Here is a 22,505-nt window from a genome sequence, read left to right on the forward strand (position 1 = left end):
GCTTATCGTTTACGATTGGGTTTATCACCCATATGAAACTGAAGGTTACCTCCTTCAACGATATCGTGATGATTAATGATAAATCCATCAAGCGGCTTTCCGTTGAGCAACACCTGCTGCACATATACATGTTTATCACTTTGGTTCAGCGCTTCCACGGTAAAGGTCTTGCCGTTTTCAAGATTGATTACTGCTGACTGTACCAAGGGGCTTCCGAGCCAATATTCATCGGAACCCGGCGATACCGGATAAAAACCTAGGCTGCTGAATAGGTACCAAGCGCTCATCTGCCCACAATCGTCATTCCCCCCTAAACCATCGGGCCCGTTATGGTATTGGTTTTCTAGGATCATCCGCACCTTTTCCTGGGTTTTCCATGCTTCCCCCGTAATATTGTACAAATAGGCTACATGGTGCGAAGGTTCATTGCCATGCACGTAGTTACCGATAATGCCCTCACGTGTGATATCCTCGGTATGCGCAAAATACGCATCTGGCAGGTACATGGTAAATAGCGAATCCAGGTAGCGGGAAAACCGCTTTCTACCTCCCATTGTCTCCATCAAGCCCACAGGGCTGTGTGGCACATACAAGCTGTAGTTCCAGCTGTTGCCTTCAATGAAGCCCTGCCCATGGGTTTCGAGCACATCAAATGCCTCCCTAAATGTACCGTCGGCACGTCTTGGACGCATAAAACCAATGGAAGCATCATACACGTTACGCCAATTTTCAGCCCGTTTGATAAAAGTATCGTATATCTCTTGCTTGCCCAAGTATTGGGCAAGCTGAGCGATGCACCAATCATCGTAAGCATATTCCAACGTGTTTGATACAGAAGTACCGTTGGTTTCATCGGGAATATATCCATTATCTATATATTCACCGATACCCTCATATCGTCTGTGGTTGGCCGTAGCCACACAGGCATCCAGCGCCGCTTGGGCATCTCCGGTATATACGCCCTTGATGATGGCATCGGCCACAACTGATACACTGTGGTAGCCACTCATGCACCAGTTGTCATTGGCATAGTGCGACCAAATGGGCAACATCTGCAATACGCTTTGGTCGTAGTGCGCCATCATGGAGGCCACCATATCCGCATTGCGCGATGGATTGACGATATTGAGGTAAGGGTGGAACGCCCGAAACGTGTCCCATATGGAAAAAGACGTATAATTCACAAAGCCATCGGCTTGGTGAATTTCATAATCCAATCCCTTGTATTGCCCATCGATATCCATATATACAGTGGGCATCAATGCAGCATGGTACATCGCTGTGTAGAAATTCACATAGTCTGCTTCTGTTGGCAAAACTGCCTCAATACGCCGCAGCTCCTCTTCCCACTGTGCACGTCCTTCCCTTTTAATGCGGTCGAAATCCCAATGGGGTATTTCCGCACCCATATTTGCCAAGGCATTGGCCATGCCTACGGGTGACAACGCAAACTTTACCTGCACCTGTTCCCCCGCCTCCACATCGAAATCGAAATGCATGCGTAGCTTCTTTCCGGCAATATCTGGGAAATTGTCACGTTGGTCAAATTTACGCCAAAAGCCTTTATATACGGACGCCACATCGAAGTCCTTGCTTCCATATGCCTTAAACGGTTTGGAAAACGACATGGCAAAATACACCGTACGCGTACGTGCCCAGCCGTTGGTCTGCCGATAGCCCAGCACTGTGCTGTCATTAAGCACACGTGCCACCGTCCATACGGTCTTGTCATCATAATCATAGATACCATGCATCAGGTCGAGGACGATGTGTGCCTCATCCTTTTCGGCGAAGGTATAGCGATGAAAGCCGGTGCGGGTGCTTGTGGTCAACTCGGCGAGGATGCCATGGTCATCCAGTTTCACCCGGTAATAATTGGCCTCGGCCACTTCGTTATCATGTTGATAGGCCGAACGAAAACCGCTCTGAGGAATGTCGGCTGTGCCGGGATTAAGCTGCAACGCTCCTGTTGTAGGCATAATGAGGAAATCGCCCAAGTCTGAATGCCCGGTGCCACTGAAATGCGTATGGCTGAAGCCAACAATGGTAGGGTCGTCATATTGATACCCTGAGCAATATTTGTATACATCCGGATTGTATTTGCCATCCACGGCATATGGGATGGTGTCCGTATCGGGACTAAGCTGCACTGCCCCGAAAGGCACTGTTGCCCCCGGAAACGTGTGGCCCATCTTGGCCGTGCCAATGAGGGGTTGCACATAACGCACCAAGCCGTTCCCAACATAAATCGCCCACAATTCATCCAGTCCAATCCCCATTTCGGCTTCCCAGATTCCCTCCGTATAGGTTCCGGAGCGCATGGATTCATCGAGTATTTTTATGATACCACTTTTCCGCTTGCTTTCCAACCAGTCGAGGAAACGTGCGGTAATCCGGTAGCTGTTGGTATAATGGTGGTCGTCCTGTACATCCGGAAGTGACCATCCAGCTCCTACATTGTCTACACCGTACCGATGCCGTACATAATCGGCTATCCCTTCCACCAACCACCCTGGGCCGCTTCTAGGGGGATAGGCCTGTACGATGTGCATCACCTCGTGAGTCACCACATCCACATCACCGGGCATTTTTTCCAACCAAGCTTGGCTGATGACCACCTGGCCATCATGGGCATAAGCTACCCCATCATAGGCGGTGTCTACGGTAAGGGTCACTTTCCGCACCGCATTGGGATTGAACGCCTCCACAAGCATAGGGTACACTTGGAAAAACGTTTCCTTCAGCCGCTCCGCCACCTGCGCATCAAAACTCGTGTCTTGTCTGACAAAAATAAACTGAAATCCATTTTGAGCAAAGGAATCGATGTACGCTTTTTCGATAATTGGTGCTATGGTATGTGGGTTATCGGCATCATAAGCCATCAAACAATATTGAAATACAGTAAGCAATAACAGGGAGGAAAATAAAAATCGGATCATCATTTTTTTCTCGCTAAAAATCAGAATGGGCAATCTCCGTTGTTCACAAAAATTGCCCATTCAGCATTGGATGTATAAAATTTGCTTTAATAGGGTACGATTGTATTAGTAATCAGCATAAATCCATATCTTCGATTTATGCTAAACCAAAAGTAAGGCATACCATTGAAGGAGTATGTTAATGAATACCCAACGAAATGTTAATGAAAACCAAATGGCCTGGTATCAGCCATCTTATTTGTTGGTTTCCTTGCTATATTCGCCTGTACCGTGGGCAACATCCAAAACGATATCCCGATGAAATATTCATTGCGCATCCATAAGGGCATTTCGCTGTTGGGTTTCATCTTGCTAATATCCGTATTGTTTTACCTCACCTACAACACGTTCAAACTTAAAGACGAACAATACCAAACGGCGGAAGAAGCACTCATTAGCCAACGGTATACACAAAGCATCCGCAATGATAAGATATTTCCCGGAGGGGTTGCCATCATCGACCGTTACCTGATGGAAAACATCCATGCGTTGGAGGCTGCCTACGTGCAGGATAAAGATTCATTCGAAAACTATAAAAACAGGCTACTCGATAGCATGTTCAATGCCTTACGCCTTGCCAATACCATGGATAGCCTGTTTGCTCAAATAAAGGCCGAACATGAATTACGCGACAACCTTCAATATCTGCTCACCGTCAACACCATCCAGCTTGTTTTCAAAGACCTACATGTGGTAAGCATCTTCCAGGCCAATCAATCCGGTGAGTTTCTCCCCGACAGGCTAACCACTCCTTATGGCGCTTATATCGGCGGCACGCTGGAAAAACCATTGCCCCAAAACCAAATTACCAATCTTACGGTAAGCACCCAGGCCGACTACAATTACTGGATTGGGTTTTCACTCTATGCCGACTATGATAATCGCACCTGGAATATCTTCAAGCTGATGATGCCGTCCTTTCTACTGGCACTCTTTGCCATCGGCTGCGTGGTATCCATCTATTACATTACCTATCGGAATTGGCTCCGGCAGAAAAAACTCGCCGAAATGAAATCAGACTTCGTCAACAGCATCACGCATGAGTTCAATACGCCGCTTTCCACCATCATTGTGGCCAACAAAAACATGCAGAACGACAAGATCTTGGCCGATGCCAACAATATCAAACCGCTCACCAAAATTATCGAGCGCCAATCGCTACGCCTGCAGAAACTCTTCGACCAAGTGATTGATATCACCACAATGGACAATTCCTCATTACAGAAAGAATCCGGTGATATCCACCTTCTACTACGGGAAATCATCACAGACTATAATCTAAAAATATCCGGACAACACATTGACATCCAATTGAATGCACAGAATCAGCCATTTATCATCGAGCTGAACAAATTTTTCTTCACAACGATGATTTTTAATTTGTTTGACAATGCCATCAAATACAACGACCATGTGCAGAAACGCATTGTTGTGGATATCGAAACGACCGATGCGGCCATCAACTTGCGGATAACTGACAATGGGGTAGGCATGCCCAATAAGGAAATTGAACATGTCTTTGAAAAATTCTACCGCATACAGAAGCAGGGCAACCAACATATCTCCGGATTGGGATTGGGACTTTACTATACCTACCAATGCATCAAAAGCCACGGGTGGACGCTATCGGTAACGAGCGAAGAAATGGTAGGGAGCCAATTTACCATCTACATCCCTTATAAAACCTAATTGAGCCCTGGAGCCTATCGGGTATTTAACCTGCATATTTCGCCCGAAAACACCCACCAATTATGTATATTCGAACCAGTTTTACGTCACCTGTTAACGGGTTAATGAAGCGAAATGAAGCCGAAATTACTATATGTGGAGGACGAAACCGATTTGGGCAATGTGACCAAGCAATACCTCGAAGCCATGAACTTCGAAGTGGTATGGTGCACCACGGGGAAAGGCGCCTACCAAGAATACCTCCAACAACCCGATGCGTTCAGCCTGACCATTATCGATATCCAACTACCGGATACCAATGGGTTTGATTTGGCTCGGAAAATCGTGGAACACAATAAAAATGCTTACTTCCTATTCCTCACTGCGCGCAAGGAGAAAAAAGACCGATTGCATGGCCTAGACCTCGGTGCTGTGGACTACATCACCAAACCTTTTGATATCGATGAATTGGTGCTACGTATCCGCAACATCACGAGGCGGTTATTGCATTCAACGGCAGCACAGGACCATGCCAACACCATCCAGATAGGCGATATTACATTGAATAAGGAATCATTGAGTCTCGCTGTTGGAGGCCATACCCGAACAACCCTTACCCAGCGCGAAGCCGAACTGTTGGAATACCTCTATGCCCATCGAAATTCGATTGTGAAGCGGGAAGATATACTCATCCGGTTTTGGGGCGAAAATGACTATTTCATGGGTCGTAGCTTGGATGTGTTTATTTCCCGGCTACGTAAATTGTTACGGCATTCTGTCTCGGGAACGAAGATTGAGAATATCTATGGGGTGGGGTTTATTTTATCAGTGCCTTAACCTCAAAGCACGACCAGGTCTTCAATCACCACCTGTCCAACGTATTCGTTCATCCGGCCGATGATTTGCGAGCGCATGAGCAGCAGCTCATTTTTGATTACTGATGATTCCACCTTTACAAACAGTTTCTTGTCACGGATATAGAGCTGCTTGGTACGGTTAGCGATGGCCTTCCCCATCAGCTGGGGCCATGCGGCCACCAATGATGTTTCATCAAATTTACGCCGCAACTTGTACACATCGAGCATTTTATCGATGGCCTCCTTGATGGTCATGTCGTTGCCTCTGCTCATGCCATTTCCAGCTGCTGGTTTACGGTGCCTTTACTGATTTCAAATATGCACACTTTGCGGTTTATTTCTTCAAAGATACGGTTTATCCGCATGGTATCGGTATCGGTAAGGAATATTTGGCCGAAATCATCTGTTGATACCATCTGCATCAACTTGCGCGTACGTCTGTCATCAAGCTTATCAAAGATATCATCCAGCAACAACAGCGGCTTGAATCCTTTTTGTCGATGCAGGAAGCTATATTGGGCTAATTTCAACGCGATAAGGAACGACTTCTGTTGCCCCTGTGAGCCAAACTTTTTCAGCGGCATACCTTCATGTATGGAAAACAGCAAATCGTCTTTATGAATACCTACGGTGGTACGTTCCAGCACACAGTCGCGCTCAAGGCTTCGCTCCAACAGGTCAAGGAAAGCACCTTCCATCAGCGGTGATTCATACACCAACGATACCCGTTCAGCCGTTTCGGTAAGGAATTGGTAATGCCTATCAAACTCGGGGATGAATTCAGTCATGAAAGCCTTACGCTTTTCAAAAATCCTGTTACCTGCTTCCACCAGTTGTGCATTTAGGACATCCAGTAAGCTCTTATCCAACATTCTACCTTTGGCGGCCTGTTTCAGCAGGCTATTGCGCTGTATGAGGTAGCGGTTGTAAGCAATCAACCCATCGAGATACTGATGGTCGGTCTGTGAAATCACGTTATCCACAAAACGGCGGCGTTCCTCGCTGCCATCGGTTACGATGGCAGAGTCGTTTGGTGAAACCATCACTAAGGGGAACTGGCCAATGTGGTCGGCCAGTCGAGTATATTCCTTCTTGTTCTTCTTGAATTGCTTTTTCTGGTTGCGTTTCAGGCTACACGCCACCACATCAGGTTGGGCATCCTTATCGAATTCGCCCTGCACCATAAACCAATCTTCGCCCTGTTTAATTTGTTGGGAATCCACCGGATTGAAATAGCTCTTGCAAAGCGAAAGATAATGTATAGCATCCAATAGATTGGTCTTGCCTGCACCATTATCACCCGTGAAGGCATTCGCTTCTAGCGCGAAGTTAAGCGTGGCTTCGGTATAATTCTTGAAATTAAGTATGGACAATTGTTTCAGCCACATACCCACAAAGATAAGGTTTTTGTCGGCTATTTGGCAGATGATTTTATCTCTTCAAATTCCACAAATTCACCTGCCTTTTTCGCTCCATTTTTCGGTTTGCTTTGGGGCGGCATGTAATCTATGCGCACTTTGCCGTCCGGCTTGGTTTGCTGGGTACGGTTGTTATGCTGATGCTGATATTGCTGTTGGGCATTGCCCATAACTTTCTCTGCCATCTTACGCATTGCCCATGGGAAGATGAGCCGTGCTACCACGCGCACCAACCACAAAATGGCAACTGCAATAAGCAAAAATTTTAATAATCCCATATTCATTCGGATGTTAATCACACAAATTTAAGTAAAAAAGGGAAAACTCACCCTACCTTAAACCTATTTTTAACTAACTTTAACGAACAATTGACAATCTATGCCCCTATTTTCCTTTTGCCTTGAGGATAGCCTGTTGAAGTTCTACCTGACGTTGCGTGCCGATAATGTACGCCAAGCCATCGCGGTCTGTTAACCATATCGCATCTTTACCCCCCGCATAGAACTTGATTCTGCCTTTTTGATGGAGGTTGTATACCGGATTGTTGATGAAGAAATTGCTATAAGGTTTACGCTCTACTTTCACAATACTATTGAGGTCTATTTTCACCAATCGTGTAGTCCAGAGCCCACTTAGCTTCAAGCTATTATCTTCCACAGTAATGCGGTATTGAAGCATATACATCATCACGATGGATACAAAAATAATGGCGCTCCCTACCAATAGGAATAGCTGGCTTTCGCTCTCACGCTCGATATTGATGTAATAAGCGATAAAGCAAAACAGCGCCAGCACTAAGCGCACACTCACCCAACCTCGGTCGCGGCCCAAGTATTGGTTTTCCACGTATATCGGTTTCTCCTCCATTGGTTTAAAAACATGCTAATGTAAACACTTTTTTTGTTTTGCCGGTAATTTTATAACGATCGTCCATCCTATGGGGGGCCACCCAAATGATATCACCGTTGCCATTGACAACCACAGGTACCGATCGCTTCTGGTAGACCGGAATTTTGAGCGACACAAAAAGGTCGCTCAACTTCTTCTTGCCACTCATTCCCAATGGGTAAAACACGTCGGCCTCCTGCCAGGCTCTTATCTGGATAGGGAATGTGATCTTATCGGCATCGAATTGTGCGATATGGGATTCCCCCATGACAGCCCTATCAGTAGACAAGCTCGATTCAAAGCGATATTCGTCCCATTGTGCTCCATTCCCAGGTCTTTCAATGGTCGCCACCATATCTTCTTCGGTCTCCATGGGTTTCAGCACCAACTCGCCTCGATTGAGGTAAAGCACATGCGAGGGGGAGCGAAATTGTTTGCCCGGCACATTACGTATTGCCCCTTCTAAATCGCTCAATACCGGTTCTGTAAACCCAAATGGCTTGAATAGTTCATAAAGCAAGAATCGCCGTGGTTGCAAGTCCATCAACTTCGCAACGGAGATATGCCATTCCTTATCCGAAAACTCCGTAAACAAGCCATTACGTAGCTCCTCTACATACGCTTGCAGCACCGTGTAGGCATCCGTAAAGCGCACCATATTTTCGGCAAAGGTATATTCCAATACGGGGTTGAGTTCCTTCAGCTTGGGGACAACCTCCAGCCGGATCTTGTTTCGGGCATATTTAGTGGAGTAATTGGATGCATCGTCGCGGTATTCCAGTCCCTCGGCATGCACGTATGCCTGCACCTCTTCACTACTCAAGAAAAGTAACGGCCGGATGATGCGGTTGCGCTTAGGCTGTATGCCTCGCAAGCCCGCGAGCCCGGTACCTCGTACCAAGTTGAGTAGTAGGGTTTCCATGTTGTCATTCTGGTGCTGCGCCACCGCGATATAATCGTACCCTTGGGTAACGCGGATTGCTTCAAACCATTCGTAACGCAACTTACGCGCAGCCATCTGAATGGAAACTCCAGTCTGCTGTGCATGGGCTTCGGTCTCAAATGCTGTCGCATAAAATGGCACACGCAGTGTTTTAGCAAGTAGGTACACCAGCGCTTCATCGGCATCAGCAGCCTCCCCACGCAGGCGGAAATTGCAATGGGCTATACCGATTGCATATCCGGCTCTTGCAAAAAGGTGCGCCATCAGCACCGAATCCTTGCCCCCGCTCACCGCCAACAGGATGCGCTCATGTGGTTGGCACAATGCCTGCTCCTGAAGGTATTGAATGAATCGCTCTTGTACGTTCATATGCCCAAAGGTACATGATATTTGTGTATCCGTGTTAGTTAAAAAAACCATACTTTTTAGCTAAGTTTGCTCCCGTGAAGAAATGCTTGTTGCTCATCATACTCGCCGCATTGATTTCCTCATCCCTGTATGCACAACAGGATGAGCTGAGGTTGATATCGTCTTCGCACAGCCGACTTAACGCCGTCACGGGCAATGTGATGAATTATAGGCCGGTGTATGAACATAAAGGTTCCACCCTATCGGCCGATAGTGGGTATATCTATAATGATGATGAAGGTAAGCAATACTTCGATGCTTTCGGACGGGTCATCATCACTCAACCTAATGGCACCGTCATCTATGCTGACAAACTGCATTATATAGCCGAAACGCAGCTGGCCACCCTCACCAACAATGTACGCATGGTAGATGGCGATGCTGTACTGACTACCAATTACCTGACCTACAATATGAAAAACAGCGTGGGTACATACACAGGTGGAGGCAGGATTGTGAATAGCACAGATACCATTACCAGTAAGAATGCCTATTATTTTGACAATACCAAAGATGCTTATTTTAGATACGATGTCATTGTACGCACACCGGATGTAAAAATCTATACCGATACGATGCGCTACAATTCGGTCTCCAAGATGACCTATTTTTTCGGCCCCACCAACATCAAGGGTAATGAAGGCGAAAACCTCTATACCGAACGGGGCGAGTACAACACCGATACCGAGCAGGCTTGGTTTGACAAAAACAACCTGTATACCGAAGGAAGCCGGTTCCTCCGAGGCGATAGCCTCTATTACGATGGCACATCGGGCAATGGCCGGGCTGTAGACAATGTGGTGTTTATTGATACAGCTGACCAGTTTTTTGCTTTCGGAGGTGTAGGGCTCTACCATCGGGTCGACGAATCCATCACCATGACCAAAGATCCGCTCGTAGTTACCGTTACTCGCAATGACCGTGAGGAACCAGATAGCACAGCCATCTCGCAGGATAGCCTGAACGTAGATACACTACCCAATCGCGATAGCCTGGATGCTGATTCGTTGATAGGCATGCCCCAAAAGGAAAAACCGGCGGTAGACTCCATCTACATGACGGCCGACACATTGTTCTCACGGGTCATCCCGCTAAAAGACTACATAGCGCTCGAATTCAATCTCAATCGCGAAGGTGGCGAAGTGGAAGAATTCGATGATGAAGACTACGGGCCCGATTTTGATGCGGCGGATGATGTGGGCTTCCCCGATGGTTTTAACGACCCTCCCTTGGATAAGGATTCCTTGCAGGCAACCCCTGATTCCATCCCGAAGCTCCCCGTAGATAGCCTACAACGCCAAGGGATAGATAGCTTGCAGCAGCAAGCCATAGATTCATTGACAACCCCTTCTGATACCCTAGATGTCGTACTCGATAGCACCGCCGCGACTAAGGCTGATTCAATCCCCACCCCAAAGTCCAAAACGGATGCAGCCCTCCTCAAAACCCACCTTAAACGGGTAGAGGCCGTGCCGCTATCGGCCGGACGCGATATCTTGGAACGGAACCTCGCCGCGGACAGCGTACTACGCTCGCGGGCTGTGATCCCTACGGGCCTTGAGCCAGATAGCCTCATGGCCGGGGCTGTGGCGGCCGTTTCCCGTCCCTCGACGGATACGGTACCGAAGGATTCATTGACCAATGATACGGCCAAGACTCGCATTATCAAAGCGTATTACAACGTCCGGTTGTTCAAGTCGGATCTACAAGCTGTGGCCGATTCGGTTTACTATGGCTATCCCGACTCCTTGATGCGGTTCTTTGGCCGGCCCATGATTTGGGCACAAGGTTCGCAAATGACCTCAGATACCATCTATATGCAAATCCGTAATGAAAAGCTGGATAACATGCTGATGGTGAGCAATGCCTTTTTGGTAAATACCCAACTTGATTCGGTCAAATACAATCAAATCAAAGGTCGACGGATTACCGGATTCTTTACCAATAACGAGCTGGAACGCCTATTTATCGACGGTAATGCCGAAAGCATCTATTATGTCGTTGATGAAAAACGAAAGGCTTACTCTGATATGTACCATAGTCGTAGTAGCCGCATCAAGATCCTATTGGATAGCAATCAAATTACTCATTTCATCCCAATCAGGCGCGTGGATGGGAAGGTATATCCCTTCCACCTCGTCCCTCAGGATGCCGAGATACTGGGAGGTTTTGTATGGAAGCCGGGCGATCGCCCCACCTCCAAGGAAGACATTCTTGCGCGCAGACGGGCGTCGGAGGGTGCCGATTTGCTGATTCCCGCTGATTCCGCTGCCCAAGGGCAGCCTGCGAGCGATAACCGCCCCAATAACGATTCCACCCGGGCGGAGCTTCCTCCAGATAGCACAGCCTTGGATTCTATTGCAGCGGATAGCTTACGTAAGAATCAGATTCCACCTGATAGCCTTTCCGTAAAAGACACGGTCCGGATGGATAGCCTGCGTGCGGATTCTACACTGAAAAGGGATCCCATTCAGCAAACGGATTCTATATCCGTGATCGTTGACGATCGGTCGCCCATCTCGATTGGTCGCCCGCACCTTTGGAAGCAGCGGACCAAACTTGGAAATTCATCTCCTAAAAATTCGGCAATTTTACCGTCAGAAATAGGTTACCCAAAATCCATAACAACATGAAGAGCGTTTATTTTTTGGTTGTCTTTGCCCTGTACATCAGCTTGGGCTTTGCGCAGAACGACCACGTAAAAACACATTATGACAAAACCGAAACCTACATCACCATGCGCGATGGGGTGCGGCTCTATACCGTCATTTACTCACCCAAAGATAAAAGCCAGATCTATCCCATACTCATGCAGCGCACCTGCTATTCGGCTGGCCCTTATGGCGACGGGATGAAAACTACCCTCGGCCCCAATACCTTGCTCATGCAAGACGGCTATATCTTCGTATACCAGGATGTGCGGGGCCGCTACATGAGCGAAGGGGAATACACCAACATGCGACCCCAGCTTGCCGGGACTGAAAAACAGGATAAAACGGCCATAGACGAAAGCACTGACACTTACGATACCATCGATTGGCTGGTAAACAATCTCCAAGGCCACAATGGGCGCGTAGGACTCTATGGAGGCTCCTATCCCGGCTTCTATGCAGCTGCTGGTGCACTGAGCAACCACCCTGCGCTGAAAGCCGCCTCTCCACAGGCGCCCATCGGCGACTTCTTCTTTGATGATTTCCATCACAACGGCAGCATGCTGGCCAGCTATTTCTTTGCCGTGCCCGTATTCGGCTTCCAGAAAGACGGGGCCCAGCAAAAGGCGTGGTATCCATATAATCGTCCGCAGACCCAAGATTCATATGATTTCTTCCTACGCCTCGGTGCCATCGAAAATGGCACACCCTACCAAGGCGAGGATAACTTTTTCTGGCGCGAACTGCTGGACCATCCTAATTACGATGAATTCTGGCAAAAAAGAGGGCTTATCCAACATCTCAAGGACGTGAAACCCGCCATCATGGTAGTGGGTGGCTGGTTTGATGCGGAAGATCTATATGGCCCACTCCATATCTACGGTGGCATTGAGGCAAACAGCAACAACTACAATACCATTGTGATGGGCCCATGGAGCCATGGCGACTGGATCTTCGAACGCGGCAAACAGCAAATCGGCGACATTTATTTCGGCGACAGCCTTTCCACAGCCTACCAACGGGATATCGAATTTAGGTTCTTCGACCATTTTCTCAAAGGAAGTGGCGACCCAGCAAGCGGCCTTCCTGAAGCGCACATGTTTGATACGGGCAAGAAACAATGGCGTAATTTTGAGCAATGGCCTCCAGCCGCGGCCACCGATGCCACGCTTTACTTACAGCCCAATGGCAAACTCGCATTCAGCCCACCTACAATCGGGGATCAAGCTTCTGGCTTTACCAGTGATCCGATGAAGCCAGTGCCTTACGCGCAGTCGCAGGAAGTGGTGTTCACGCCGCGTAGTTACATGACCAGCGACCAGCGTGAAAATGCACGTAGGCCCGATGTGCTCGTATTTGAAACCGATACCCTCACCGAAGATATCACGCTGAGTGGCCATTTACTGGCTAAACTCTGGGTATCCACCTCCAGCACCGATGCCGACTGGGTGGTCAAACTCATCGATGTGCTACCTGGTTATACACAAAACCTCCCCGAAACACCGACAGGCACCACACTGAGCAATTACCACATGCTGGTACGGGGCGACATCATGCCCGGACGCTTCCGCAACAGCTTTGAAACACCCGAGGCTTTCACACCCAACACCATTACGGAAGTGCCCGTGAAGTTGCAGGATATCTACCATACGTTCAAGAAAGGCCACCGCATTCAGGTGCAAATCCAGAGTACATGGTTCCCATTGTTCGACCGTAATCCGCAGAAATTTGTGGAAAACCCCTATAAGGCAAAACCGGAGGATTATACCAAGGCCGAACATCAGGTCTACCATGATGTCGAACGGCCCAGTCACATTACTGTGCAGGTGTTGAAGTAAACACTGGTCAAAAGGAAGGGGCAAAAGGTAAAGAATGTAGCAAAAACAAAGCGGGTGCCTGAAAAATTCAAGCACCCGCTCTCCGGTATGGTTACCGAAATAATGAATGAGGTTATTTAGCCGCTATAACTGCTACACCTACTTCAAAGTCTTTGCTGATCATCCATTCTGCGGGGTCGGCTTCCGATGTACCGAATTTGATACCCCAAGCCGCGCGATCCACAGTAAAGTTAGCCGTTACAGAAGCCTTTCCATCTACAATAGCGATTTTTGCAGGGAACGATACGTTCACCGTACTGTCTAAGAGGGTAAGGTTGCCACTCACCATTTTGTTGGCGCCTTCCACGGCTCCGCTATCGGTGTCCGCGTCTAAGTCGGCAATCTGAGTGATCTTAAACACAGCTGTCGGATGCTTTGCCGTGTCGAAAAAGTCTTCATTTTTCAAATGTCCAGCCAAGTCTTCCGGTTTTTTATCGCCGTCAGTAACTGATAACGGGTCTACCAACAATGAATTCATGTCGATAACAAAGTTCCCTGACGTGATTTCGTCGTCAGCCACCGTTAGCTCACCGGATTGGATGCCCAGCGTGCCCCAACGGGGTGCAAAGCCACCTTTGTGAAAAGCTTTCCAGCTCACGTTGGTCGTGTCTAAATCCAGGATATAAACCTCCCCTTGTTGTTCGGCCACCTGTTGCTCCGCTGCCACCGAAGCCTTATCCGAGCTGCTGTTGTTACCACAAGCCGCGACGAACAATGCGACACCTGCAAAAATTGATACGGTTAATTTATTCATAGTTTCATTATTTTTTTTGCAAAGGAGCAGAAATTTATTTATATGTTCCAACATGAAAAACTAAAATTGACACAGCGCAGACACAGGTCGGCATCAACATGCGACCGTTGCGTGACGCACAAATAAGCTCTTAACCCCGCTCTTCCAAGAATCCATGCACTTCGAGGACATCAGGAGGCACACCTTCCCATACTCCTGGGCGGTTGCCCACATAACCAATATCCTTCACACCCATCTCACTCGTAAAAAAGCCGGAAGCGGTTAGGTTGCGCATCAACGTAAAGAAAGCAACTCCTTGTTGCATTTCTGGCCGAGCTTTACTGGGATAGGCAATATCATCGATTAGCTGCCTCTGCTGTTTATCATCGCAACCTATGAATACGTGGCCATATCGTCTTTGGCTCTGTACATCCAGCCATTTCAACCCTCCCCGCATCGGGATTTGATAATCAGGAACGTCTTTCGCCATGAATTCAATAAATTCTGGAACCCCAGCTTCCGTTGCGCTCCCCGAAACGTCATCCGCAGGAATGATGATATCGGCAAGCACCGAAATAGTGGCCATTTCATGGGAAGTGAAAAATTGGTCACCATATAGGCGTTGATTTCGTTGATGTTCAAAATCCTGCACACCAGGGAGCTTATCTTCCGAAGTGGATACAGCTTGTTCTTCTGTCTTTTCCGACCCGCATGAGCCGAGTAGTAATCCACTACCCGCCGCTGCAAGCCCCAATGCTTTGATGGAATCTCTTCTATTCATATCGTTAAGGATGTGTTTATAGCTAGATGTTCAGTTTAGTCCGTTGCTCCAAAATATAATCTGCCGTCCGCATAGAAAGGGCCAAAATAGTCCATGTGAGGTTTTTGTCACCTTGCTGTACAAAGGGCCCCGCATCCACTACAAACAGGTTATGGCAATCGTGCGATTGGCTCCATTTGTTCAGTACGGATGTTTTAGGATCGTTGCCCATACGTGTAGTGCCACCTTCATGGATAATTTTTCCCGGCACCTCCAATCCGTATGATGTTTCCGGTCCTGGAATGGGAGAAGTAATCACCGCTCCCATCTCATGCATGATCGACTGGAAAGTTTCCTGCATATGCTTCGCTTGAGCCACCTCTTCATTGGCCCATTTATAATGGAAGCGCAATACCGGAATCCCATACTTATCCACCTTATCGGGGTCTATCTCACAATAGTTATTTTTGTGGGCCAAAGCCGTACCCCTGCCAGCCATCCCTACATTTGCCCCATAGAAGCGGCGGTAATCTTCTTTCAAGGAGATTCCATATCCACCCTGTTCCTTTTGCTGCCCATCCTTGTCCGGCACCGTGTGGTTTATGTTGCCTACCCAATCAAGAAAGCCATAGGATGGCATACGCATACCTCCTCCATACTCAATATGGTAGCCACGGGGAAAACCAAGTTTTTTATTATCCAGCCACCAAGGCGAGTAGATGTGTATGGCCCCTACCCCATCTTCATTATACCGTTTCCGATCAAGCAACTGTGGGAGGTACCCACCCAAGCTGGCACCGGTGGAGTCGTGTAAATAACGCCCCACCAAGCCGCTACTATTGCTCAATCCACCGGGATGCGCGGCCGATTTGGAGTTGAGCAGGAGACGTGCACTCTCACAGGCACTTGCCCCCAAGATTACAATCTTGCCTTTTACGGTATGCTCCTGCAGGTCCTGGGTATTCACATAGGAAACACCGGTGGCTTGTCCCTCATCACTGGTAAGTACTTCACGGACCATCGCATTGTCGATGACCGTAAGGTTGCCGGTTGCCATGGCAGGCATCACCAAGCAAGACGATGAAGAAAAATCGCCATATACCTTACAACCTCTGCTACATTGCCCACAATAGAAGCATACCCCTCGTCCCTCTGCACCAGGCAGGGCCTCCGTGAGTACAGATCCTCGGCCAGGGATGACCGGCACACCGGCTTTCTCCGCACCACGTTTAATGTACAACTCGTTGAGCCGGGGTTTGGGTGGTTTCAGGAATATGCCATCCGGCTCGTTATGTATACCCTCCTTGGTACCATAGATTCCCACCAATCGGTCTACCCGATCATAATAAGGTTTCACTTCATCATAGGTAATGGGCCATTCGGCGGTTACCCCATCAGTCGGTTTGAAATCATCGGGACCCATCCGTAGGGAAATACGCCCCCAGTGGTTGGTCCTCCCCCCAAGCATCCTGGCTCTGAACCATTCGAATTCGGTACCAGATGCCCGGGTATAGGGCTCGCCTTCCAGCTCCCATCCGCCATATGCGGCATCGAAATCGCCAAAGGGACGTACAGTGGAGGCCCCGCGACGGGGCGATTCCCACGGCCACCGGAGTTGAAGGGTATCCTTGGCGGGGTCAAAAAACGGTCCTGCCTCAAGCATAAGCACTTTCAGGCCGGCGTTGGCCAATATATAACCGGCCATGCCTCCCCCAGCACCCGACCCGACTACGACGGCATCGTATAGCGTCTGGTTTTTTTTGATCTGATAAGAAATCATTCGTATGGTTTATCTGTAAATTGTTTAGTTCAACAGCAAATGACTTCATCATCAGCCAAATGCCGCCTGTCAAATATAAAATTTATTCGCAATAATGCGAATAAAAAAGCTAAAACGGTTGTGCGTTGTTTACCTTGGGCATGGGCATGCCATCAATGTAATGGCAAAGGCTCATAATCTATATAGCGTCGTTATACCAACGTATACCGGAAAATTAATTTGAGCAAGTTTCGGATTTTATGGCAACGAAATACTTGCGACTTTTGTTTTGTAAATTCGGAACGACATGAGCGAACAAGACAACATTAATTATAATCGCATTGCAGAAGCGATCGATTATATCAAACAACATTTCAAGGAGCAGCCCTCCCTTGATGAAGTGGCGGAACAAGTGCATCTAAGCCCGTTTCACTTCCAACGGCTTTTTACTGAATGGGCGGGTACAAGCCCCAAAAAATTTCTTCAATACACCAGCGTGGAACACGCCAAGAGCTTACTATCGGAAAAGCAGGCCACCTTATTTGAAACCGCCTTCGAAACAGGACTCTCAGGGACAAGCCGCCTGCATGATTTGTTCATCACCATTGAAGGGATGACCCCGGCCGAATATAAGAACGGTGGAAAAAACCTGGCTATCAATTACAGTTTTGCGGAAAGCCCTTTTGGAAACCTCATCGTGGCCTCAACAAGTAAGGGAATTTGCTACATGGCATTTTACGACCATGAACCGCTGGCCTTGGAGGCATTGAGGAATAAGTTCCCAAATGCTACGTTCAACCGTAAACTGGATTTAATCCAGCAGCATGCTTTATTTATTTTCCAGAACGACTGGAACAAACTTCCTGAAATCAAACTACACTTGAAAGGCACGGATTTCCAATTGAAAATATGGGAAACCTTATTGAAGATCCCCATGGGACAGCTCGCTACGTATGGGACTATCGCCAAAAAAATAGGCAACCCCAGTGCCTCGCGGGCAGTGGGAGCAGCTATCGGCAGCAATCCTGTCGCCTTTCTGATTCCCTGTCACCGGATTATTCAATCTACAGGAACCATTGGTGGCTATATGTGGGGGAATACGCGAAAAACAGCCATAATTGGCTGGGAAAGTGCAAAAACCTTGCCTTCCGGATAGCCAATCAGATTCATTAAATTAACCCCAAAAGCAATGCGGCACATCCATTCAAAATTAGCTTCCGTCGATTGGCCGGAGATTACCGAAACCATGCACGAAAAAGGGTATGCCCTGATGCATTAAGTTAATGGGATGATCAGGCATTTAGCAATCGATGATGAGCAGTTAAGAAAATACATCAGGCAAAACCGCATCTGCCTGGGTGGCAATAGAAAATTGAAAATATTTGGTTTACTTCGCTGCTCATCAGGCAAACGAATGAAAAAGGAAAACAGGGTTTTCTTCCAGTCAATGGAAGAAGCCATACGTGAAGGCTACCGGCCATGCGGCCATTGTATGAAAATGGAATACCAAAAGTGGAAAAATGGATTTATTCAGTAGTGAACTAGACGAAACCAAAAACCTATTGCCAATCGATGGCACGGTAAATTACTACGGCAAATTGCTACCTCCCCGAGAGGCAGATCGCTATTTCGAATGTTTGCTCACCACGATTATGTGGAAACACGATGAAGCTGTAATCTTTGGCAAACACATGACCACCAAAAGAAAGGTGGCTTGGTATGGCGATGAAAATTATGAGTATATGTATTCCAATGTCACTAAACATGCCTTGGCATGGACAACCGAATTGCTTGAGTTGAAAACCCTGGTGGAGGAAAAAACGGAGGAACATTTCAATTCCTGCCTATTGAACCTATACCACTCCGGGGAGGAGGGAATGGCGTGGCATAGCGATGGTGAAAAAGATTTAAAGAAAAATGGAGCCATCGCCTCGCTGAGCTTCGGGGCGGAGCGAAAATTTTCATTCAAACATAAGCAGACGAAGGAAAAGATCGCATTAACACTGGAGCATGGTAGTCTGCTGGTGATGAAAGGCACTACACAGACGCATTGGTTGCATCGTTTACCCCCAACCAAGCGGGTAACGCAACCCAGGATAAACCTGACTTTCCGGACGATTGTAGGATAGCAAATGTTACCTCTTTTTAGCGGTGACCAGCAATACGACGCCAGCAACCAATATAACACCACCTACATAGGGTGGCCAATTGACATGTTCTTCTTTGTCTGCCGAGACTTCAAGTGCGCCGATATCTATCACTTTTTCCTTCCGGGTAAACGAAAAGCCGGTCCACACCAGCATCACTACGCCGATGACCACTAAAATGATTCCTAATGTCTTTGCCATAAGAAGGGGTTTAGTGTTATCAACAAAAAGCCACAGGAAATGTTTGCGGCAAGCCGTTATCCGAACCTCTCGCGAAGGAAACCTGCCAGCTTAGCCACCGCAATAGCCCGGTGGCTGATGGCATTTTTCTCCGCAGCGGTCATCTGGGCAAAGGTTTTATGATAGCCATGAGGTGTAAACAGCGGGTCATAGCCAAATCCGCCATCCCCTTGACGCTCGAATCCGATTTCACCTTCCACCATCCCGTCAAAAAAAAACGCTTCCTTCCCTATCCGTAAGGATATGACGGTGCGGAAGCGGGCCTGCCGGTTCATGTTGTCACCCAGCCGCTGCAAGAGCAAGTCGATGTTTTGCTCCATATCGCGGGTTCCGGAATAACGGGCGGAATACACTCCCGGTTCATTGCCCAGCGCTTTCACCTCTAAACCAGAATCATCGGCAAAGCAATTGTATCCGTATTTCGTATGTAGATAGGTGCTCTTCTGCGAAGCGTTCGCTTCAAAGGTCTCACCCGTTTCCGGGATATCGTCGGTGCAGCCGACATCGGCAAGTGTAAGGATATGGAACGTATCGCCCACTACAGCCTGTACTTCGGCCAGCTTATGGGCGTTATTGGTGGCGAATACCAGTTCAATCATGCCAGTAATGTCTTTATGGTTGTCCAAAAAATCCGTTTCTTTTCTCCATCGGCCAGCATTTCATCAAAGGTATCGGTGTGGAATATCCTGATACCGCCATGCTCCACCACGGTTTTAGCCGATATGTCATCCAATCCTACCGATTGGGAGGAAGTTCCGAGGAAAACCATGGTTTTCGGATTAAAAAAGGAAATGATTTCTTCTTTTTTCGGGGCGGAGGGTAATGCGCCCAAATTCAAGACAGCAACGTCATCCAATGTCAACTTCAGTGCTTGCAAGGTTTTGGTAAATGCATCCAAGGCCATTTCTGACATGAATTCATGATGCGCTTCAAACGTCAAGAACAGGTGATTGCGTTTGTTTTTGCCATAAAAAACGAAATCCAATACCTGTTCACGTTCCTCCTGTGTTGGGGCTTTCAATAGGTTATCCCCTACTTCTCCTTCATCGATATCAAAAATCGTTTCGGACATCAGGTAGCGGAGCGCTGTTGGGTTATCGGTATGCAATCCTTCCAAAATCTAAAATCAATAATCCTACTGCTCTAATACCCAAGCAAATATCAAGGGCGCCACGATCGTTGCGTCAGATTCAATGATATATTTTGGTGTATCGATATCCAGTTTTCCCCAAGTGATTTTTTCATTTGGCACGGCACCTGAATATGAACCATAGGAGGTGGTAGAATCCGAAATCTGGCAGAAATAGCTCCAGAAAGGAATATTTTCCATTTCCAAATCTTGGTAAAGCATGGGTACCACACATATTGGGAAATCCCCTGCAATGCCTCCACCGATTTGGAAAAAACCAATGCCTTTGCCCCCAGAATTGCCGATGTACCAATCGGAAAGGTAAGCCATGTATTCGATACCGCTTTTCACGGTGGATGCTTTCAGTTCACCTTTGATGACATAAGAGGCGAAGATATTTCCCATCGTGCTGTCTTCCCATCCCGGCACCACGATGGGGAGGTTTTTTTCGGCTGCCGCCAGCATCCAGGAGTTTTTGGGATCTATTTCATAATACTGTTGCAACACACCGCTGTTCAGCATCTTGTACATGTATTCATGCGGAAAATACCGCTCCCCGGCCGCTTCCGCTTCCTTCCAGATCCTATGAATATGCTGTTGGAGACGGCGGAAAGCTTCCTCCTCGGGAATACAGGTGTCGGTGACTCGGTTATAGTGGTTTTCCAGCAGATCCCATTCATCCTGTGGGCTGAGCTCCCGGTAATTCGGCACCCGCTTATAATGGGAGTGGGCTACCAAATTCATGATGTCTTCTTCGAGGTTGGCTCCTGTACAACTGATGATGGCCACTTTATCTTGGCGGATCATTTCGGCAAGGGATATACCCAATTCCGCGGTACTCATGGCACCTGCCAACGTAACCATCATTTTGCCCCCGGCATCCAAATGCGCTTCATAACCTTTGGCCGCATCCACCAATGCCGCTGCATTGAAATGCAAGTAATTTTTTTCGATAAACTGGGATATGGGCCCTTTTTGCGTACTCATTTTTATGTTGTGCTTATTCTGAAAGACAAAGGTAGGGATAAGATATGACATGTGGAAAGTCAGGTTTTCTCGTTTTCTCGTCACCTGACAGCATAATATCGTGGCTATCGGTGGCGGTACAACGTTCACTGAAGACGGTATCGTGTCTGTTGGTCATGATACCGGGTTGATTGGGGAGGATAACATCTCTGTTGGAAATGATATCGTCTCTTGTCAAGACGACACGGTCTTTAATCAAAACGACATCGTGGCTAGCCGAGCCGGTATCGTGGCTGTTAGCGGCGGCTTCGTTTCTGTTCAACACGATACGGCCGCTACGCAAAACTTTACCCTGTTCACTCATCACGATACAATGATGCGTGAACCGGGTGATGTACCGAGCCGGCCCGGTATCATTTGGAGCCACCCAAAAAGCGTGACCGGCGGAGACGACCCCCATACTATCGGGAACAGTGCCGTTTAGAACGGCCATGGCATCGTGAGCGCTGAAAACAAGGCCGTGACCACGATGCACGATACCGTCCCGGTAAATGACGGTATCGTAGTGGCAAGAAACGGAATGGTGTTTAGGCCCCCTACAACCAACGGCGGAAAACAAACCGGAATAGCAAGGCGATCAGGATAACCCCGCCAATGGCCAACCACCAAGGGACACGGAACGCATGCCGGGCGTCACGGCTTTCGCTAACATGGGCGGTCTTTTCGTGGTGGATTGCTGCCTCTCCGGCGCTCACCTGTGTAGTTTCGCTGCCCTGCGAGCGACGCAGCGTGTCGGTTCGCTTAGTCTGCTTACGGTAGACGAAGATTTCAGACGCATTGCCGGAAAATCCGGAATCAGGATGGTAAGTGAACGCCCCTATGGGGGTAATGGCCAGTACTTGGTGACCAACCTCCAGTTGCCCTGCAAAAATCTCCGTCAGGGTGTCCTGCCGGTTGCGCCATTCATGGTGAACGAAAGTCTTCTGGGCCGAAGCTGTACGGCTGCTTTGGCTGTGCCGCTGCCGCGAAATGGAACAGGCCTGCACCAGCAGGCCTGTCCAAACGATCCAAATGATCCTCATC

Annotated in this window: 22 protein-coding genes and 1 pseudogene; 7 read left to right on the top strand and 16 right to left on the bottom strand. The window is 48.1% G+C overall.

The genetic code is table 11. The features are described 5' to 3' along the window. Window positions 1-2: 2 nt before the first annotated feature. Together NF543_RS14605 and NF543_RS14610 are read right to left on the bottom strand one after the other, a co-directional pair. Entirely contained in the window at window positions 3-2,279 is a 2,277-nt protein-coding gene (locus tag NF543_RS14605; protein ID WP_257669165.1) for a GH92 family glycosyl hydrolase, read from the bottom strand. Further along, window positions 2,256-2,999 (bottom strand): annotated as a pseudogene (locus NF543_RS14610) (basic secretory protein-like protein); the annotation flags it as partial. The pseudogene NF543_RS14610 and the gene NF543_RS14605, both read right to left, overlap by 24 nt. Window positions 3,000-3,236: 237 nt before the next feature. On the opposite strand from NF543_RS14610, the gene NF543_RS14615 reads away from it, so the two are divergent. Together NF543_RS14615 and NF543_RS14620 are read left to right on the top strand one after the other, a co-directional pair. Further along, a complete protein-coding gene (locus NF543_RS14615) occupies window positions 3,237-4,667 on the top strand; it encodes a sensor histidine kinase (protein WP_257669073.1) in 1,431 nt (476 codons plus the stop codon). Between the two features lie 114 nt (window positions 4,668-4,781). Continuing rightward, entirely contained in the window at window positions 4,782-5,483 is a 702-nt protein-coding gene (locus NF543_RS14620) for a response regulator transcription factor (RefSeq protein WP_257669074.1), read from the top strand. Window positions 5,484-5,485: 2 nt separating this feature from the next. Here NF543_RS14620 and NF543_RS14625 read toward each other — a convergent pair whose 3' ends face one another. The 5 genes from NF543_RS14625 to tilS all read right to left on the bottom strand — a co-directional run bounded on the left by NF543_RS14625 (window position 5,486) and on the right by tilS (window position 9,121). Next, the gene (locus tag NF543_RS14625) at window positions 5,486-5,776 is read right to left on the bottom strand and encodes a DciA family protein (RefSeq protein WP_257669075.1); all 291 of its coding nucleotides are present in this window, start codon (window positions 5,774-5,776) and stop codon (window positions 5,486-5,488) included. Continuing rightward, complete coding sequence (gene recF, locus NF543_RS14630; protein ID WP_257669076.1) at window positions 5,773-6,891, bottom strand: DNA replication/repair protein RecF; 1,119 nt, start codon at window positions 6,889-6,891, stop codon at window positions 5,773-5,775. Before recF ends, NF543_RS14625 begins: the two co-directional genes overlap by 4 nt. Before the next feature lie 26 nt (window positions 6,892-6,917). Next, window positions 6,918-7,199, bottom strand: coding sequence for a DUF4834 family protein (locus NF543_RS14635; RefSeq protein WP_257669077.1), 282 nt, complete (start codon window positions 7,197-7,199; stop codon window positions 6,918-6,920). A gap of 106 nt (window positions 7,200-7,305) precedes the next feature. Then, entirely contained in the window at window positions 7,306-7,788 is a 483-nt protein-coding gene (locus NF543_RS14640) for a hypothetical protein (RefSeq protein ID WP_257669078.1), read from the bottom strand. A 4-nt stretch (window positions 7,789-7,792) separates the two neighbouring features. After that, window positions 7,793-9,121, bottom strand: coding sequence for a tRNA lysidine(34) synthetase TilS (tilS, locus tag NF543_RS14645; RefSeq protein ID WP_257669079.1), 1,329 nt, complete (start codon window positions 9,119-9,121; stop codon window positions 7,793-7,795). 74 nt (window positions 9,122-9,195) lie between these two features. Here tilS and NF543_RS14650 point away from each other — a divergent pair, with 74 nt between their 5' ends. Both NF543_RS14650 and NF543_RS14655 read left to right on the top strand, forming a co-directional pair. After that, entirely contained in the window at window positions 9,196-11,793 is a 2,598-nt protein-coding gene (locus tag NF543_RS14650; RefSeq protein ID WP_257669080.1) for an OstA-like protein, read from the top strand. After that, window positions 11,790-13,649: a CocE/NonD family hydrolase gene (locus NF543_RS14655; RefSeq protein WP_257669081.1), complete on the top strand. Its 1,860-nt coding sequence runs from the start codon at window positions 11,790-11,792 to the stop codon at window positions 13,647-13,649. The genes NF543_RS14650 and NF543_RS14655 overlap by 4 nt, the downstream gene beginning before the upstream one ends. Window positions 13,650-13,761: 112 nt before the next feature. On the opposite strand, the gene NF543_RS14660 is transcribed toward NF543_RS14655, so the two are convergent. The 3 genes from NF543_RS14660 to NF543_RS14670 form a co-directional block, all read right to left on the bottom strand. Next, window positions 13,762-14,442, bottom strand: a complete 681-nt coding sequence (locus NF543_RS14660; RefSeq protein WP_257669082.1) for a YceI family protein — start codon at window positions 14,440-14,442, stop codon at window positions 13,762-13,764. 130 nt (window positions 14,443-14,572) lie between these two features. Next, complete coding sequence (locus NF543_RS14665; RefSeq protein ID WP_257669083.1) at window positions 14,573-15,202, bottom strand: gluconate 2-dehydrogenase subunit 3 family protein; 630 nt, start codon at window positions 15,200-15,202, stop codon at window positions 14,573-14,575. 22 nt (window positions 15,203-15,224) lie between these two features. Next, entirely contained in the window at window positions 15,225-16,961 is a 1,737-nt protein-coding gene (locus tag NF543_RS14670) for a GMC family oxidoreductase (RefSeq protein WP_257669084.1), read from the bottom strand. 286 nt (window positions 16,962-17,247) lie between these two features. Here NF543_RS14670 and NF543_RS14675 point away from each other — a divergent pair, with 286 nt between their 5' ends. The 3 genes from NF543_RS14675 to NF543_RS14685 all read left to right on the top strand — a co-directional run bounded on the left by NF543_RS14675 (window position 17,248) and on the right by NF543_RS14685 (window position 19,069). Continuing rightward, complete coding sequence (locus NF543_RS14675) at window positions 17,248-18,096, top strand: bifunctional helix-turn-helix domain-containing protein/methylated-DNA--[protein]-cysteine S-methyltransferase (RefSeq protein WP_257669085.1); 849 nt, start codon at window positions 17,248-17,250, stop codon at window positions 18,094-18,096. 132 nt (window positions 18,097-18,228) lie between these two features. Beyond that, window positions 18,229-18,477, top strand: coding sequence for an Ada metal-binding domain-containing protein (locus NF543_RS14680; RefSeq protein WP_257669086.1), 249 nt, complete (start codon window positions 18,229-18,231; stop codon window positions 18,475-18,477). Further along, a complete protein-coding gene (locus NF543_RS14685; RefSeq protein WP_257669087.1) occupies window positions 18,461-19,069 on the top strand; it encodes an alpha-ketoglutarate-dependent dioxygenase AlkB family protein in 609 nt (202 codons plus the stop codon). The genes NF543_RS14680 and NF543_RS14685 overlap by 17 nt, the downstream gene beginning before the upstream one ends. 6 nt (window positions 19,070-19,075) lie before the next feature. On the opposite strand, the gene NF543_RS14690 is transcribed toward NF543_RS14685, so the two are convergent. The 6 genes from NF543_RS14690 to NF543_RS14715 all read right to left on the bottom strand — a co-directional run bounded on the left by NF543_RS14690 (window position 19,076) and on the right by NF543_RS14715 (window position 22,504). Then, a complete protein-coding gene (locus NF543_RS14690; protein ID WP_257669088.1) occupies window positions 19,076-19,288 on the bottom strand; it encodes a hypothetical protein in 213 nt (70 codons plus the stop codon). 56 nt (window positions 19,289-19,344) lie between these two features. Then, a complete protein-coding gene (rdgB, locus tag NF543_RS14695) occupies window positions 19,345-19,926 on the bottom strand; it encodes an RdgB/HAM1 family non-canonical purine NTP pyrophosphatase (RefSeq protein WP_257669089.1) in 582 nt (193 codons plus the stop codon). Then, window positions 19,923-20,444, bottom strand: a complete 522-nt coding sequence (locus tag NF543_RS14700; protein WP_257669090.1) for a hypothetical protein — start codon at window positions 20,442-20,444, stop codon at window positions 19,923-19,925. The genes rdgB and NF543_RS14700 overlap by 4 nt, the downstream gene beginning before the upstream one ends. Before the next feature lie 18 nt (window positions 20,445-20,462). Continuing rightward, on the bottom strand, window positions 20,463-21,443 hold the full coding sequence (locus NF543_RS14705; protein WP_257669091.1) for a deoxyhypusine synthase family protein: 981 nt from the start codon (window positions 21,441-21,443) through the stop codon (window positions 20,463-20,465). Between the two features lie 13 nt (window positions 21,444-21,456). Beyond that, window positions 21,457-21,915: a hypothetical protein gene (locus NF543_RS14710; protein ID WP_257669092.1), complete on the bottom strand. Its 459-nt coding sequence runs from the start codon at window positions 21,913-21,915 to the stop codon at window positions 21,457-21,459. 103 nt (window positions 21,916-22,018) lie between these two features. Continuing rightward, window positions 22,019-22,504 (bottom strand): hypothetical protein, encoded by a 486-nt coding sequence (locus NF543_RS14715; RefSeq protein ID WP_257669093.1) that lies wholly within the window; start codon window positions 22,502-22,504, stop codon window positions 22,019-22,021. Window position 22,505: the final 1 nt, after the last annotated feature.

The sequence above is a fragment of the Parapedobacter tibetensis genome (assembly GCF_024704835.1).
In the GTDB taxonomy this organism is placed as follows: domain Bacteria; phylum Bacteroidota; class Bacteroidia; order Sphingobacteriales; family Sphingobacteriaceae; genus Parapedobacter; species Parapedobacter tibetensis.